This is a genomic window from Comamonas sp. 23 (assembly GCF_049601575.1).
GTDB lineage: Bacteria > Pseudomonadota > Gammaproteobacteria > Burkholderiales > Burkholderiaceae_C > Comamonas > Comamonas squillarum.
This window is the reverse complement of the sequence record NZ_CP187127.1, coordinates 392,758-407,977: the sequence shown is the minus strand read 5'-3', so window position 1 is coordinate 407,977 and position 15,220 is coordinate 392,758. Positions and strand designations below refer to the sequence as shown.

The following is a 15,220-nucleotide window of genomic DNA, read 5'->3' as shown; positions in this document are numbered from 1 at the left end:
AAAAACCCTTGGGCTTTGGCTTGGCGGAGGGAATGCCAGAAGTGGAGCGACCCTGGCTACACCGCCACCAGGCAATGCGGATTGAAGCTCTCCTGCTCACCCTTGCGCGCATAGCCCAGCGGGTTGGCCACGACCCGGCATTGCCAGGGGCGGCCATCGCTGTGCTGGCCTTTGGCCAGGTAATCGCTGGGCGCATGCAGGTGGCCGTGGATCCAGAGGTCGGCATAGGGCAGCAGGTCATCGAGCACATTGCAAAAACCGGCGGTTCCGGGCGTCAGCCCATAGCGCGGATCGGCGCTGCGCAGGCTGGGCGCAAAGTGGGTGATGACGACGGTTTTGCCATCAAAGGGCTCGGCCAGTGCGGCGCGCAGCCATTCCTGGCAGCGCAGCGCTTCGTCGCGCATCTCGGCGGCCAAAAAGGGCTGGCCGTTGCGCTGCATCTGGGCCTTGGTCAAGTAAAAGTTCGCGGCCTTGAAGGCCTTCTCGCGCTGCTTCATCAGCGCGCCCAGCTCGGTCACGCCGTTGTGCAGGGCAATGGCGTCGTAGTCGGACCAGAGTGTGGTGCCGATAAAGCGCACGCCGTCGATGATCAGGGTGTCGCAGTCCAGCATCGTGATGCCCAACTTTTCGCAGCTGGCACGCAGGCGCAGCCGGGCGGCATCGAAATCCTGATTGTCAAACTCGTGGTTGCCAGGCACCAGGATTACCGGCTCGGGCCAATGGCCGCCAGCCTGCTGCGGGCTGAACTGGGTGAGGCCAAAATCCTTATCGTCCAGCATCGAGCCATTCTGGTAGGAGCCAATGTCGCCGGCCAGCACCAGCAACTGGGCGCCGGGCGCAGGCTGGGCACGGAAATGGGGGTGGGTCTCCAGATGCAGGTCGGACAGAATTTGCAGGTGCATGGTCGCCTAGCCTACCATGGGCTTTAGCGCCTTGCAGCCCGCTACATCGGTAATTCCAGGTCAGGAAAAGCCGCCCGGGCCGAGCGCTCCAGTGCATGCAGCATCCATTCCAGCGCCGAGGGCGGAATATGCCCGCTGCGGCTGCGCCACAGCGCATCCACATGCACGGCCTCGACGCGCAGCGGCAGCGGCTGGAAGGCCAGCAGATCGGCGATGCCGGTGGCAGGCACAAAGTGACGCGGCAAAACGGTCAGCAGGTCGGTGCGCGCCACCACGCGCGCGGCGGTGAAGTACTGGTTCACCGTCAGCACCACCCGGCGCTTGCGGCCGATCGATGCCAGCGCCTCGTCCAGAAAGCCAAAGGGCTGGCCGGAAAAGCTCACCAGCATATGGCGTGCATCGCAGTAGCGCTCCAAAGTCAGCAAGCCCTCACTCAAAGGATGGTCCTTGCGCATCACGCAGAGGTATTCGCCGTCATAGAGGCGCCGGCTCTCGAAATCCACCAGGTCCCCCGACTGGGCGCGCGCCGTCATCTCGGCGAGCACAAAGGGGAAATAGCCCACGGCCAGGTCCGCCGTCTCGGCGTCCAGCTCCTCGCGCGGATCACGGGTAGTGAGTGGTTGCACATGCACAGAGACGCCTGGTGCCTCGGTCTCCAGAATGTGCATCAGGCTGGGCAGCAAGGTGGCGGCGGTGGCATCGGCCATCGCCACGACAAAGGCCTGGGTCGCATGGGCGGGGTCAAAGCGCTCAGGCGCAAAGCTGGCCTGCAGGCGCGCCAGCGATTCGCGCACCACCGGCCACAGCGCATTGGCCAGCGGTGTGGGCTCCACACCCTGGCCGCTGCGCACCAAAAGCTCGTCATGCAGCGCCTCGCGCAGGCGCCGCATCGCATTGCTGACTGCCGGCTGGGTGATGGCCAGCTTGTCGGCCGCCCGGGTCAGGCTGCGCTCATTCATCACCTCGTCGAATACACGCAAGAGGTTCAGGTCCAGGTGCCGAAATTGGTGGGGCAGCATTTTCAATCCTTTGCAGCGCTGGGCGAACCGCAATACATCACTGACATGAATGATACAGATTCAAAAGATAAATTTGAGAACGTCTAGGGTAAACCCTATACTTCGTTCATCGCTTCAAAGAAGCATTAATCCCAAAGACATCCATCATGACCAACAGTTTTGTACACACTGACATGGCTACCGAGCACACGGGCGTTCTGCGTGTGGAACGTGCTGCTGAACATCTCAAGACCACCTTCGGCACCAAGGGCGTTGGCGCATCGTTGATGCTGGCCGCGCTGGTCGCTGCCGTGCTGGTGGTTGCCACCCGCCTGGTGGACTCCGTCGCTGGCGGCAGCCACTGGATCGCTGGCTGGGCCCTGCTGTGGGCCGTCGCCTTTGTCGCCATCGCCCTGCTCGCTGCCCCTGCCCGCAACCTGAGCAGCAGCCTGCGCGCCGCTCGCCGCAGCTGGGACGAGGGCCACCGCCGCGCCCTGGAAGACGACAAGACCTGGCAAGTGGCCCTGCAAGACAGCCGCGTGATGGCTGACCTGAACCGCGCCATGAGCGACGCAGCGGTTTCGTTCTACCACAAGAACTACTGATCAACGCCGGGGGTCCTCCAGAGCCCCAGCGCCGGCAGCCACGATCTGCCTTTTCAAGAGCCACGGCATGCCGTGGCTTTTTTGTTGTCGGTGGTCGCCCCCATCCATAGCGGATCAGCAGCTTGGCATCGCTAAACACCTCCGCCAGCACAAGCGGCAGGTGCCTGGAAGAAGGTTGGCAAGCGCTTTCCTGCCCTCAGCGGTGCCGACTGTATGCAACAAACCACAGTCCTACCGATGCGCTGACGCTGAGCCCCAGCGGGTGTAAGGCCCGCCACTCCCACAAAACAAAACCCCGCATGCCTGAAACATGCGGGGTTTTGTTGTCTTTCGCTATCCCAGCCACTGGCAGCAGTGCTACCAGCGACCTCGTGAGCTACCGATCAGGCAGCGGCCAGGCGCTTTTCCAGATCGGCCTTGATGTCCAGCAAGGCCTGGGGCAGGCGCTGGGCCAGGTGGTCGAAATGGGTCTGGTGCGATGCCAGCTCTTCGGTCCAGACGGCGGTGTCGATGTTGGTGACGGTCTTGAACTGCTCGGCATTGAAGTCCAGGCCGGTCCAGTTGATCTCGGCGTACTGCGGTGCCACGCCAAAGGCGGTCTGCGTGCCCTGCACCTGGCCTTCGAGGCGGTCGAGCATCCACTTGAGCACGCGCATGTTCTCACCGTAGCCAGGCCAGACGAACTTGCCAGCGGCATCCTTGCGGAACCAGTTGGTGGTGTAGATCTTGGGCAGCTGCGCGCCAGCGGCTTCGAGCTTGTCGCCCAGGTTCAGCCAGTGGGCGAAGTAGTCGCTCATGTTGTAGCCCATGAAAGGCAGCATCGCGAATGGATCGCGGCGCACCACGCCTTGCGCGCCAAAGGCGGCAGCGGTGGTTTCCGAGCCCATGGTCGCAGCCATGTAGACGCCTTCCTTCCAGTTGCGCGCCTCGGTCACCAGCGGCACGGTGGTCGAGCGGCGGCCGCCAAAGATGAAGGCATCGATCTTCACGCCCTTGGGGTCGTCCCAGGCTTCGTCGAGCGCCGGGTTGTTGGTGGCAGCGACGGTGAAGCGGGCATTGGGGTGGGCGGCCTTGGCGCCGGTTTCCTTGGCGATCTGGGGCGTCCAGTCCTTGCCTTGCCAGTCAATCAGGTGGTCGGGCAGCTGGCCGCTGTCCTTTTCCATGCCTTCCCACCACACATCGCCGTCATCGGTCAGCGCGACGTTGGTGAAGATCACGTTCTTGTCCAAACTGGCCATGCAGTTGGGGTTGGTGTGGTAGTTGGTGCCGGGGGCCACGCCAAAGTAGCCGGCTTCGGGGTTGATGGCGCGCAGCGAGCCATCGGCCTGGGGCTTAATCCAGGCGATGTCGTCGCCGATGGTGGTGACCTTCCAGCCTTCAAAGCCGGTGGGCGGCACCAGCATCGAGAAATTGGTCTTGCCGCAGGCGCTGGGGAAAGCGGCGGCCACGTGGTACTTTTTGCCCTGGGGATTTTGCACGCCCAGAATCAGCATGTGCTCGGCCAGCCAGCCCTGGTCGCGGCCCATGGTGGAGGCGATGCGCAGCGCAAAGCACTTCTTTCCCAGCAGCGCATTGCCGCCGTAGCCCGAACCGTAGGACCAGATTTCGCGCGTCTCGGGGTAGTGCACGATGTACTTGGTCTTGTTGCAAGGCCAGCTCGTGGTGTCCTTTTCGCCGGCCTGCAGCGGCGCGCCGATGGTGTGCACGCAGGGCACAAATGCACCATCGCTGCCGATCACGTCATACACGGCGCGGCCCATGCGGGTCATGATCTTCATGTTGACGGCGACATAGGCGCTGTCGGACAGCTCGATGCCCACGTGGGCAATGGGCGAGCCCAGCGGGCCCATCGAGAACGGCACCACATACATGGTGCGGCCCTTCATACAACCGTCAAACAGCGGCTGTAGAGTCGAGCGCATCTGGGCAGGTTCCATCCAGTTGTTGGTCGGGCCGGCGTCTTCCTTCTTGGCCGAGCAGATGTAGGTGCGGTCTTCCACGCGGGCCACGTCCGAGGGATCGGACCAGGCCAGAAAGCTGCCGGGGCGCTTGGCGGGGTTGAGCTTCTTGAAGGTGCCGGCATCGACCAGTTGCTGGCAGAGGCGGTCGTATTCTTCCTGGCTGCCATCGCACCAGTAGACGGCATCGGGCTTGCACAGCGCGGCCATATCGGCCACCCAGGCGATGAGCTTGGGGTTCTTGACGTAGTCGGGGGCCTGAATGGCGAGACCGGCCTGGATGTTTGCGTTCATGGGAAGGCTTTCAAAGTTGTAAACGGTTCATCAAAAACCGCTGCGACAAGCCCCTGGCCGACAGCAACCCATTTTTGAAAAACCGTCTCCACAACGTCGGACAAGGCGCCATGCCTGTGCGCAAAAATGCCTACGCTGGACTGGCGATTTTAGCAGTCGGCCCCCAAAACGGTAATTTTCAGTCTCAACATCTATGCATTTGACGCATGATGAAATGCATAACTGTATTGATACCGGTTTCTTTGGCAAGCCTCCTGTCGCGCAGGTGGCGCTGGGCCCGGCGTCGCCAAGCGGCCACAGCAGCGCGGGGCCGCGTCAGCTATCGCCAGCCATCGCGAGGGAGCGGCAGGCAACAAAAAACCCGCCAGCGGCGGGTTCAGCAACAAGAGCTGGAGCGCGGTTTGCGCGCAGCGCTCAGGCCATGTAGACGGCGATAAAGGCCAGCAGGAACATCATCAGCGCGCCCACCACGGGCAGCACCACCGGCATCAGCGGAACAATGGCTTCCACGGTATCCATCGGCGGGTGTTCGGTGTCGGCGTCGGTGTGCGGGCTGGACATGGGCTCTCTCCAATGCAAAGGCTGAGAACCATTGTAGCGAGCGGGCGCCGGGCCTGCATGCCGGGCGAACCCTGAGCCAGCTGCATGACCCTTTCGCCAACGATCAGCCCTCCAACACGGGGTAGAGCGACAGCACCAGCAGCGCCGCCATGCACCAGTTGAAGCGCTGCAGCGCCCGGGGCGTGCGCAGCGCGCGGCCCACCGCGCTGCCAAACAAGGTCCAGACGCTGACGCTGGGGTAGTTCACCAGGCCCAGCACCAGCGCGGCAAGCAGCAGGTTGGCGGCATAGCCATCGCGCGGGGTGTAGGTCGCCACAATGCCGATGGCCATGATCCAGGCCTTGGGGTTCACCCACTGAAAGGCCGCGGCCTGCCAAAAGCCAAAGGGCTGTGCCCCGGCCTGCCCGGCCCCCGCCTGGCCCGAGCGGGCGATCTTCCAGGCCAGCCACAGCAGGTAGGCGGCGCCCAGGTACTTGAGCCAGGTGTAGAGGCGCGGCTCTCGCTCAAAGGCCACGCCCAGGCCCAGACCCACCAGCAGCAGCATGGCCACCACCCCCAGGCTGATACCCAGCATGTGCGGCACCGTGCGGCGGTAACCAAAGCTCGCGCCCGAAGCCGTCAGCATCACATTGTTGGGGCCCGGCGTGACGGAGCTGACAAAGGCGAAAAGGGCCAGGGGCACCACAAAGGCGGAGGTTTCGGGCAGAACGGACATGGCAAGGTGCGGGAAAAAGGAGAAAAGAAAAGCTGCTGCTATGCTAACGCTGCCATGCAGTACAGTACCGGTACACTTTATCTGGCCAGTTCAAGAATTGGCCTGCTCTTATGACCCTGACACTTTCACCTGCCGCCGCTGTTGCCCACGCTTCCCCCGCAGCTGCAACCGCCAGTCCGTTGGCCGCAGCTGCCTGGGGCTGGCAGCCGGTGCGCACCGGCAGCGCCTCCCTGGTCGAGCAGCTGGTGGCGCATTTCAGCGACCGCATCCGCAACCATGGGCTGCGCGCGGGCATGCGCCTGCCGTCGGTGCGGGCGCTGGCCGAGCAGGCGGGGGTGAGCCGCGACACCGTCGTGCAAGCCTATGACCGGCTGGCCGCGCAGGGCCTGGTGCAGTCGCGCCGGGGTGCGGGCTTTTTTGTCTGTGCCCAGCGCGCGCTGGCCGAGGCGGCCGCAGCCCCTGCCGCCAGCCTGGCCCAGGGCGCGGCCTTTGATACCTCCTACCTGCTGCGCGGTATCTTCCGCGAGGATGCCGATGGCTCCGGCCACACCGGCAGCGCCGGCTGCCTGCCGGCCAGCTGGATGGACGAGGGACTGATCAGCGGCGCGTTGCGCGCCATCCTGAAGCAGGGCCTGCGTGCCGAGCGCAGCCTGCTGGGCTATGGCCTGCCCCAGGGCCTGGCGCCGCTGCGCCGCCAGATCGCATCGACCTTGCAGGCGCAAGAAGTGCCGGCCCACCCCGAGACCCAGCTGATGACGGTGAGCGGCGTCACCCACGGGCTGGACCTGATCGTGCGCTGCTTTTTGCAGCCCGGCGACACCGTGCTGGTCGAGGACCCGGGCTGGTTCCTGATCTTTGGCCGCCTCAACACCATGGGGGTCAACGTGGTGGGGGTGCCGCGCCTGCCCGGCGGCCCCGATGTGCAGGCGCTGCAGGCACTGGCCGCGCAGCACCAGCCCAAGCTCTTTATCCTCAACACCGCGGTGCACAACCCCACCGGGCTGAGCCTGTCGGCCGGCGTGGCCCATGACGTGCTGCGCATTGCCGAGCAGCATGATTTTTTGCTGGTCGAGGACGACACCTATTCCGAGTACCTGGGCAATATGCCGTTGCGCCTGGCGGCCATGGACCGGCTGCAGCGCGTGCTGCTCGTGGGGGGTTACTCCAAAACGCTGTCGGGCGGTCTGCGCGTGGGCTATGTGGCCGCGCGCCCCGAGTTCATCCACCGCTTGACGGATCTGAAACTGCTGGGGGGCCTGACCTCGGCCCTGCCCAGCGAGCAGATCGTGCACCGCATCCTCGCCGATGGCAGCTACCGCAAGCATGTGGACCGGCTGCGCGAGCGCGTGGACAAGGCGCGCCACCGCTGCCTGCGCCAGCTCGAAGCGCTGGGCTGCCACGCGGTGCATGAGCCCGTCGCCGGCACCTTCGCCTGGGTGGACTGCGGCATGGATTCGGAACTGCTGGCGCGCCAGGCCAGCGAGCATGGCCTGCTGCTGGCGCCTGGCGTGCTGTTCTCGCCGCGCCAGGCGCCGTCGAGCTTGCTGCGCATCTCGGTGGCGATGGCCGAGCAGCCGGCTGCCTGGCAGACCTTGGCCTTGCTGCTGGAGCGCCACCGGGGCGCTTGATCAGGCCAGGCATTTGAGGCGACAGCCTTAGCCGCCCGTACGCCCGCGCCCCTCGGTCAGCAGCACCGCGGCCTGCACGCGCGATGACAGGCCCAGCTTGCGCAGAATGTGCTGCACATGGATCTTCACCGTCGTCTCGGCAATGGCCAGGCTGCGCGCAATCTCCTTGTTGCTGGCACCGGCGGCAATTTCGCGCAGGATCTCCAGCTCGCGCGGCGACAGCTGCTCCAGCGGGTCGGCCGGCTCGGGCATGGCCGGCGGCGGCGCAACCGGCTCCAGCGGCCGGTTTTGCAGGGCGCTCACCAGCTTGTCGGTCATCTCCATGCTCACCGTCGATTGGCCGCGCAGCGCGCGCTCGATCGCGGCCACCAGCACCTCGCTGTCGGCCGTCTTGAGCAGGTAGCCCTGGGCGCCGCGCTGCAAGGCCAGCGCCAGCGTGCCCGCGTCTTCGCTGGCGGTGAGCACCAGCACCCGCGCCGCCGGCGCTGCTGCGCGCAGGTCCGGCAACAGATCCACGCCGCTCACGCCCGGCATATGGTGGTCCAGCAGCACCACATCGGGCTGTAGCTGCGCGGCCTGGCGCAGCGCCTCGCCCGCATCGCCGGCCTCGGCCACCACCTGCAGCTGCGGCTGGGCGGCCAGCAGCGCGATCACACCGCGCCGAAAGAGCGGGTGGTCGTCCACCACCAGCAGGCGTATCGCGGGGGTAGGCGCTTGCGCTGCCGTCATGCGGGGCTCCTGGAGGTGGCAAAGGTTGCGGCCGTGGGCGGCTGAAAAGTCGGTAGAGGCTGAAGGGGTTGCAGGGGCTGCAAGCGGGGCAGGCTCAGGCGCACGCAGGTGCCGGCCCCGGGGACGGAATGGATCTCCAGGCTGGCACCAATGCCAGCGGCGCGCTCGCGCATGATGCGCAGGCCCACATGGGTTTCATCCAGCGCCAGGGCGGCCTGCGCCATGCCCTGGCCATCGTCGCGCACCTCCACCGCCCACTGCGGGCCTTGCTCCACCTCCACCCACACCTGGCTGGCCTGCGCATGCTTGCGCACGTTGGACAGCGCCTCCTGCACCACATGCAGCACCTGCACCTGCACATCGGGCGGCAGCGCCATGCCTTCGCCGGCAATCTGCAGCTGCGCGGGCAGACCGGTCTGGTGCTCGAACTTGGTCAAGGTGGTGCGCAGCGCAGGCACGATGTCCTCGGCATTGGTACGGGTGCGAAAGTGCAGAAGCAGCTCACGCACATCGGACAGGCTTTCGCGGATGCCGGTATCGAGCTCGCCCAAGGTTGCCTGCACGCGCGCGCCATCCGGGGGCAGCCGCGCCATGTCGCTGCGCAACAGCCCCGCCTGGATCTTCAAGAACGCCAGGCTCTGCGCAATGGAGTCGTGCAGCTCGCGCGCCAGCAGGCCGCGCTCGTCGGCCACCGCCGCTTCGCGCTGCAAGGCGTCGGCGCGCAGGCCCTCCATGCCGCCGGCCAGGTGGCTGGCCAGCGCATCGAGCAGCGCACGGTCATCGGGCGCCAACATGGTGGCTTGGCGAAAGAACAGGTCCACCTCGCCCACCATGCGCTCATGCAGCCGCACCGGCACGCTCAGCACGCTGACAAAGCCCGCCCGCCGGCATTGCCCGGCATCGACCCGGCCGGCCGCTGCCGGCACGCCACGGCGCCAATCCTGCAGCGCCACCAGCTGGGTCTGCGCCTGGGCCTGGGGCTGGCCGCAAACGCAGTCACCGGTGGGCAGGCAGTGCTCGGCATCGACCATCTCCTCGGGCAGCCCTTCGGACGCGAGCAGCACATAGCGGCGGTTGTGCTCGTCCGACCAGCGCAGCGCCACCGCATCGGCCTGCGCCGTCTTGCGCATCTGGGCCGCAAAGCCCTGGGCCAGCACCGGCAGCGCATCGGCGCGCGCCACCAGCGCGGCAGCGTCGTACAGCACCGCCAGGCGGGCGCGTTCGGCCTGCAGGTGTTCGGTCTTTTGCTGCACGCGGCGCTCCAGGCTGGCATACAGGTCCTGCAGGCGCACCGCCATGCGGTTGAAGCCCCGCGCCAGCGCACCAAACTCATCGCCGCCATCGGCGTGCACCCGCACCGACAAATCGCCCGCCTCGACCTGGGCCAGGGCCGTCTGCAGCCGCGCCAGCGGCCCAAACACCAGCAGCTGGGCCGCATACAGCAGCGCCAGCGCGGCAGCAATGGCCAGCGCCATCATCACGAACTGGGCGGTGTTGAGCCAGGTCGTCCAGCGCGCCAGTTGCTGCTCGATGCGGCCGACCAGGTGGTCCACCTCGCCGACAAAGCTCTGCGCCTGCTGGGCCGTGACCTCGGCCTGCACCACATGGCTGCCAGTCACCGGCTGCTGCCAGGCTGCGCGCAGCCGCTGCCAGCGTTGCTGCACAGCTTGCAGGGCGGCACGCGAGGCCTTATCGCGCGGCACCGACAGCGGCCGGGCGGCATCACCCTTTTCCAGCAAGGCCAGGCTGGTGTCGAGCTGGCCGATCAGCAAGGCCAGGCGCTGCGGGCTCGCCTCCGGCAAGGCCTGCGCCAGCTGCCAGGTCTGCATGCGCATGCGCCCCGCTTCGTTCACGGCCGCAGCGCCGCCTTCGAGCGACCAGGTCAGCCGCAAGGTCAGGCCAATCGCGACCAGCGCCATCAGCAGCAGCGCGCAACCAATGGCGCCGATCTTGACGGCCAGCGGCCGCTGGCGTGCTGGCTGCAGTTCCCCTTTCATGGCCCCGCCTCCGGGTAACGCACCCCGCGCCGCTGCGCCATCTCGCGCCCCATGGCGGCTTGCACGGCTGGCTCCAATTGCGCTTGCGCGCTGGGGTAGGCCTGCGTCTCCTCTGCCGCGATATGGCGCGTATAGACCTCGGCAAAATCGGCCCAGCGGCGCCGGGCCGCCACCAGCGCCCCGACCATCGGTGCATGGCCTGCTTGCACCGCCTGCAGATCCGCCCGTATCGCCGGCCACAGCGCCTCCATCTGCCGGTGCTCGGCCTGCAGCTGGTCTGCCAGCGCGCCCTGCCCCGCCGCCCGCAGTACGGGCAGCACATGCTGCTCTTCATCCTGGTGGTGCAAGGGCGCCGCCAGGTCAAAGTAGCGCTGCACATCGGCCGCCGCATCGCGCGCCTGGCCCTGCGCATCGCCGCCGCCCTGCTCGGCCAGGTAGGCACCCAGGCGGCCCAACAGATCCAGGCTGCGCGCCACCCGGCCGTGGCAGGCCTGCAGCATGCCGAACGGCTCGTCAAAGCCTGCTGTGGGTGGGGTGTTCAGGAGCTGTTTCACAGCCTCCATTTTCGCTGCCCATCGCTGACCGTGCGTTGCGGTGTACGCCAAGCATGATCCAGGTCAAATTTTGCTGACTGACGCAGGCGCACAGTGGTGCGGTACTGCTATATCTTTGCCCTGTTAGCTCTTTATGGCCAAACGTTTTCCTATCCATCCTGCGCATCCGGAGCGGACTTGCTGGGGGTGTGACCGTTATTGCGCTGCGTCGTCCATGGCTTGTGGCAATGGGTCGGAGCGGTCGGCGCATCCGGTGGAGTTGTTTGGGCCCGATTGGGCGGACTGGGATCCTTTGGCTTCTCAGCCTGCTGAGGATGCCGGTCTGCCAGGGCAGTCCTGATGTTTCGGGCGGCGTGCGGATCGTGTGACGGTCGGCATTCCATCGCTCTTGGCCCTGCAGGCTCCTGCTGTGGCCTTCAGGCCTGAGGCCGGTTTTCGCCCGGCAGGCGACTTACTTTCTTGCTCGTGCAAGAAAGTAAGCAAAGAAACACGCCCCTACCGTCTGCGACCCCTTCGCTGCGCTGCGGGGCAACCTGTGGTGTGACGTTTGCGGACTGCGCCGTGGAACTCACTACGCGCTAAAGCGCTCCGTTCAAACAGCCACGGCGAGTCAGTTCACGAAGCATGCGCGCTGGGGCGCGCATGCCAGCCCGCAAACGCCCCACCACAGGCGCATACAGAAGGGGGATGCCGTCACCTCCCATGCCGAGCGCAGCGATGCCAGCTTGGGCTGCTGGGCCCCCTCTTTCCCCTTCTGTCCGTGCCGAGAAGCACAGGCCCAGGGGCGGGCGTGTGCCGAAGGACACACGCCTTCGTCGTCATGCTTGCCGCATCTGTTTGAACGGAGCGCCCTGGCGCGTAGTGAGTTATGCGGCACGCCCCTGGGCCGAGCATCGCAGGTTGCCCCGCAGCGCAGCGAAGGGGACACGGACAGCAGGGGCGCACTTCTTTTGCTTACTTTTCTTGTGCGAGCAAGAAAAGTGAGTCGGCTGCCGGACGAAATCCGGCTTCTGTCCTTCAACAACAGAAGAAGTAGAAACCAGCCGCTGTGGCCAACGCTTCTCCATTAACTCGGCAATACCGTGCGATGGTCGGCCTTCCATCGCTCTTAGCCATGCAGGCTCCTGCTTTGGCCTTCAGGCCGGAGGCCGGTTTTCGCCCGGCAGGCGACTCACTTTCTTGCTCGTGCAAGAAAGTAAGCAAAGAAACACGCCCCTACCGTCTGCGACCCCTTCGCTGCGCTGCGGGGCAACCTGTGGCGTGACGTTTGCGGTCTGCGCCGTGGAACTCACTACGCGCCAAGGCGCTCCGTTCAAACAGCCACGGCGAGTCAGTTCACGAAGCATGCGCGCTGGGGCGCGCATGCCAGCCCGCAAACGCCCTACCACAGGCACATACAGAAGGGGGGATGCCCCCGATGCCGAGCGCAGCAATGGCTCGCAGGTTGTCGGGCCCCTTCTGTCCGTGCCGAGAAGCACAGGCCCAGGGGCGGGCGTGTGCCGAAGGACACACGCTTCGTGAACATGCTTGCCGCATCTGTTTGAACGGAGCGCCCTGGCGCGCAGTGAGTTATGCGGCACGTCCCTGGGCCGAGCATCGCAGGTTGCCCCAGCGCCCCAGGCGCTGGGGACACGGACAGCAGGGGCGCACTTCTTTTGCTTACTTTTCTTGTGCGAGCAAGAAAAGTGAGTCGGCCGCCGGACGACATCCGGCCTCTGTCCTTCGATTAAGCAATAGAGGTAAAACGGAAGCTGAGCCGGTCAGCGGCTCTTAATTGGACATGGACAGAGCGATGGCAACACTCTACGCACCATCGCTCTTGGCCATGCAGACTCCTGCTTTGGCCTTCAGGCCGGAGGCCGGTTTTCGCCCGGCCTCTGTCCTTAAACAAAAAGCAGGCGGTTAACAAAGAGCCGACGGTGAGACATAACCAGGCGGCAATCAAACAAAAGAGCTACTGCACCAAAGGCGTTTCCGCCCCTTCCAAATCCACCCCCACCACCAGCGCCCGCCCAGCCAACAACCGCAAATACTGCGACAACCCCGTCGCAAAACTCTGCTGCCGCAGCTGCTGCAACACAGCGGCCCGCACCTGCTCATAAGGCGGCACGGTGCCCGCCTCGCGCTCCTGCACCTCCACCACATGCAGCCCAAAGCGGCTGTGCACCAGGCGCGGCAACACCCCCACCTCGGCATGGCCGAAAAGCTCGCGGGCGAACTCGGGGGCGCAATCCTCGATGCGCAGCCAGCCCAGCTGGCCACCCTGCGCGCCGCTGGGGCAGTTGCTGCTGGTGCTGGCAGCGGCGGCAAAGCGGTCGCCGGCGGCCTGCTCTTGCGGGGTGGCGCTGCGCACATCCAGCAGGCAGGCCTCGGCGCGCTGGCGCAAGGCGTTGATGTCGACGCCGGGCGTCACCGCAAAGAGCACATGGCGTGCCCGCACGCGCTCGCCCCGGGCGTAGCGGGCTGCGTGGGCTTGGTAGTGGCGGCGGCCGGCGTTGTCGTCGGGCTCGGGCAGTTGCAGCTCGGCGTCCAGCAACTGCTCGATGGCGCTGCCGGCCGCTTCGCTGATGGCGCCGGCGCGGGGCACGGGGTCGTCGGCAGCGAGCAGGCCCTGGGCCTGGGCGGCCTGGCGCAGCAGCTCGGTGCAGGCGCGCTGGCGCAGCTCCAGCGGGTCCAGCAGCTCATCGGCATCGCACAGCGCAATGCCGTTGACCTGGGCAGCGGCCAGCGCATCGCGCGGGGCGCCCAGCGGCGCCTCGATGCGGGGCAGGCTGAGGGCGGCGGGGCTGTCCTGGCAGCTGCAGGCTGCGCTGCCACAGCCACCCGTGGAGGTGTGCAGATCGGCGTTCATGGGCGGCCTCCTGGCTGCTTGTTGGACAGGTTCAGACGGCGCGCACGCACCAGCTGGTAGGGGCGTGCCAGGTAGGCCACGGAGGCGAAGCCGCTCCAGACATGCACCAGGCGGCTGAAGGGGAAGAGCAGGAAGATTGTCATGCCCAGCACCATGTGCACCTTGAACGGCCAGTCCAGCGCCACCAGGCCTGCCGCATCGGGGCGGAAGGTGACGATACGCTGGGCCCAGTCGGCCAGCACCAGCATCGCGTGGGCATCGGCCCGGTGCGAGAACGAGGCGGGCAAGGTGGCCAGGCCCAGCACCAGCTGCACCCACAGGATGATGAGGATGGCCAGATCGGTGCGGTGGCTGGTGCGGCGGATGCGCGGATCGGCAATGCGGCGGTGCAGCAGCAGGCTCAGGCCAATAAAGCAGACCAGGCCGGCGGTGCCGCCGGAGATGATGGCCAGCATCTGCTTTTGCGGCGCGGTGATCAGCCACTCATACATGAAGTGCGGCGTGAGCAAGCCCACCGTGTGGCCGAACAGCAGAAACAGAATGCCGATATGGAACAGGTTGCTGCCCCAGCGCAGCTGGCCGGCGCGCAGCATCTGCGAGGAGTCGCTCTTCCAGGTGTACTGGTCGCGGTCAAAGCGCGCCAGGCTCCCCATCAGAAAGACGGCCAGGCAGATGTAGGGATAGACGTTAAACAGGAAGTTGTGCAATGCAATGGGCATGGCGGTCTCCTCGGGGTTCAGCGGGCCGCGCCAGCGGGTGGCTGGCGCCGCGTGATGTGGATGGGTTGGGCGCTGCCCGGTGCGGCCTGGCCCTGGCTGTTGCAGCCGCCAAAGGCGGCGGGCTCTTCCCAGCTTGCGTCCAGCGGCTCGTCGGCGGGCAGCGGCGCAGCAGGGGTGTCGGCCACCAGCGGCTGGCCGGCCAGATCGAGCACGGCGGACAGCACGGCGGCGTAGTCGCTGTGGCGGCGGCCGAGTGCCGCAGCGATGGACTGCAGGATGTGCGCAAACTCACCGATGAAGGCGCGCGCCTCCAGGGTCGGCTGGGTGGAGGCGAACTCCAGCAGCACCGTCAGGTGGTCGGGCAGCTCGGTGGGGTCGAGCAGCAGGCCGGCCTGCTCATAGGTCTGGACCAGGTCGACCATCGCCGGGCCCCGGTCGCGCGAGTCGCCATGCACATGCTCGAACAGGTGCAGCGCAGTGCCACGGCCCCGGTCAAACAGGTCCACATAGATGGCCTCGGCATCCATGCCTTCGGCCAGCAGGCGGTCCATCAATGCGTCCAGCTCGCTGCGGCGCACATGGCCCAGCGCGTTTTCGGCGTTGAGCGCCGTGTGGATGTCGACCAGGTGGCCGCGCATCGCGGCGTCGGGGTAGCGCAGCAGGTGGGCCAGTGCGCGCAAGGTAAAGCTGATGCTGTCTTTCATGTCGT

At 66.2% G+C, this 15,220-nt stretch carries 14 protein-coding genes; 3 read left to right on the top strand and 11 right to left on the bottom strand.

The window, feature by feature from the left end:
- Window positions 1-56: 56 nt before the first annotated feature.
- A complete protein-coding gene (locus tag ACPEE1_RS01625) occupies window positions 57-902 on the bottom strand; it encodes a metallophosphoesterase (protein ID WP_116927620.1) in 846 nt (281 codons plus the stop codon).
- A 41-nt stretch (window positions 903-943) separates the two neighbouring features.
- The gene (locus tag ACPEE1_RS01620; protein WP_116927621.1) at window positions 944-1,921 is read right to left on the bottom strand and encodes a LysR family transcriptional regulator; all 978 of its coding nucleotides are present in this window, start codon (window positions 1,919-1,921) and stop codon (window positions 944-946) included.
- Between the two features lie 146 nt (window positions 1,922-2,067).
- On the opposite strand from ACPEE1_RS01620, the gene ACPEE1_RS01615 reads away from it, so the two are divergent.
- Window positions 2,068-2,505, top strand: a complete 438-nt coding sequence (locus ACPEE1_RS01615) for a hypothetical protein (protein WP_021029029.1) — start codon at window positions 2,068-2,070, stop codon at window positions 2,503-2,505.
- 383 nt (window positions 2,506-2,888) lie between these two features.
- On the opposite strand, the gene ACPEE1_RS01610 is transcribed toward ACPEE1_RS01615, so the two are convergent.
- The 3 genes from ACPEE1_RS01610 to ACPEE1_RS01600 form a co-directional block, all read right to left on the bottom strand.
- Window positions 2,889-4,757, bottom strand: coding sequence for a phosphoenolpyruvate carboxykinase (GTP) (locus ACPEE1_RS01610; protein ID WP_423935033.1), 1,869 nt, complete (start codon window positions 4,755-4,757; stop codon window positions 2,889-2,891).
- A gap of 414 nt (window positions 4,758-5,171) precedes the next feature.
- Window positions 5,172-5,318, bottom strand: coding sequence for a hypothetical protein (locus ACPEE1_RS01605; RefSeq protein ID WP_165841246.1), 147 nt, complete (start codon window positions 5,316-5,318; stop codon window positions 5,172-5,174).
- 103 nt (window positions 5,319-5,421) lie between these two features.
- Window positions 5,422-6,033 (bottom strand): LysE family translocator, encoded by a 612-nt coding sequence (locus tag ACPEE1_RS01600; protein WP_116927623.1) that lies wholly within the window; start codon window positions 6,031-6,033, stop codon window positions 5,422-5,424.
- Window positions 6,034-6,143: 110 nt separating this feature from the next.
- Between ACPEE1_RS01600 and ACPEE1_RS01595 the strand changes: the two genes are divergently transcribed.
- Window positions 6,144-7,661, top strand: a complete 1,518-nt coding sequence (locus ACPEE1_RS01595; protein WP_423935032.1) for a PLP-dependent aminotransferase family protein — start codon at window positions 6,144-6,146, stop codon at window positions 7,659-7,661.
- A 27-nt stretch (window positions 7,662-7,688) separates the two neighbouring features.
- Here ACPEE1_RS01595 and ACPEE1_RS01590 read toward each other — a convergent pair whose 3' ends face one another.
- The 3 genes from ACPEE1_RS01590 to ACPEE1_RS01580 are packed head-to-tail and all read right to left on the bottom strand — an operon-like array spanning window position 7,689 to window position 10,941.
- A complete protein-coding gene (locus ACPEE1_RS01590; protein ID WP_116927625.1) occupies window positions 7,689-8,390 on the bottom strand; it encodes a response regulator in 702 nt (233 codons plus the stop codon).
- Window positions 8,387-10,387 (bottom strand): type IV pili methyl-accepting chemotaxis transducer N-terminal domain-containing protein, encoded by a 2,001-nt coding sequence (locus ACPEE1_RS01585; protein WP_182344181.1) that lies wholly within the window; start codon window positions 10,385-10,387, stop codon window positions 8,387-8,389. Before ACPEE1_RS01585 ends, ACPEE1_RS01590 begins: the two co-directional genes overlap by 4 nt.
- Entirely contained in the window at window positions 10,384-10,941 is a 558-nt protein-coding gene (locus tag ACPEE1_RS01580; RefSeq protein ID WP_423935031.1) for a hemerythrin domain-containing protein, read from the bottom strand. The genes ACPEE1_RS01585 and ACPEE1_RS01580 overlap by 4 nt, the downstream gene beginning before the upstream one ends.
- Before the next feature lie 133 nt (window positions 10,942-11,074).
- Between ACPEE1_RS01580 and ACPEE1_RS01575 the strand changes: the two genes are divergently transcribed.
- Window positions 11,075-11,281 (top strand): DUF3079 domain-containing protein, encoded by a 207-nt coding sequence (locus ACPEE1_RS01575; protein WP_116927628.1) that lies wholly within the window; start codon window positions 11,075-11,077, stop codon window positions 11,279-11,281.
- Window positions 11,282-12,895: 1,614 nt separating this feature from the next.
- On the opposite strand, the gene ACPEE1_RS01570 is transcribed toward ACPEE1_RS01575, so the two are convergent.
- Genes ACPEE1_RS01570 through narJ form a run of 3 tightly spaced genes read right to left on the bottom strand, consistent with a single transcriptional unit; the run spans window position 12,896 to window position 15,215 of the window.
- On the bottom strand, window positions 12,896-13,792 hold the full coding sequence (locus tag ACPEE1_RS01570; RefSeq protein WP_182344185.1) for a peptidylprolyl isomerase: 897 nt from the start codon (window positions 13,790-13,792) through the stop codon (window positions 12,896-12,898).
- Window positions 13,789-14,511, bottom strand: a complete 723-nt coding sequence (gene narI / locus ACPEE1_RS01565) for a respiratory nitrate reductase subunit gamma (RefSeq protein WP_116927489.1) — start codon at window positions 14,509-14,511, stop codon at window positions 13,789-13,791. Before narI ends, ACPEE1_RS01570 begins: the two co-directional genes overlap by 4 nt.
- A 17-nt stretch (window positions 14,512-14,528) precedes the next feature.
- Window positions 14,529-15,215, bottom strand: coding sequence for a nitrate reductase molybdenum cofactor assembly chaperone (narJ, locus tag ACPEE1_RS01560; protein WP_182344187.1), 687 nt, complete (start codon window positions 15,213-15,215; stop codon window positions 14,529-14,531).
- Window positions 15,216-15,220: the final 5 nt, after the last annotated feature.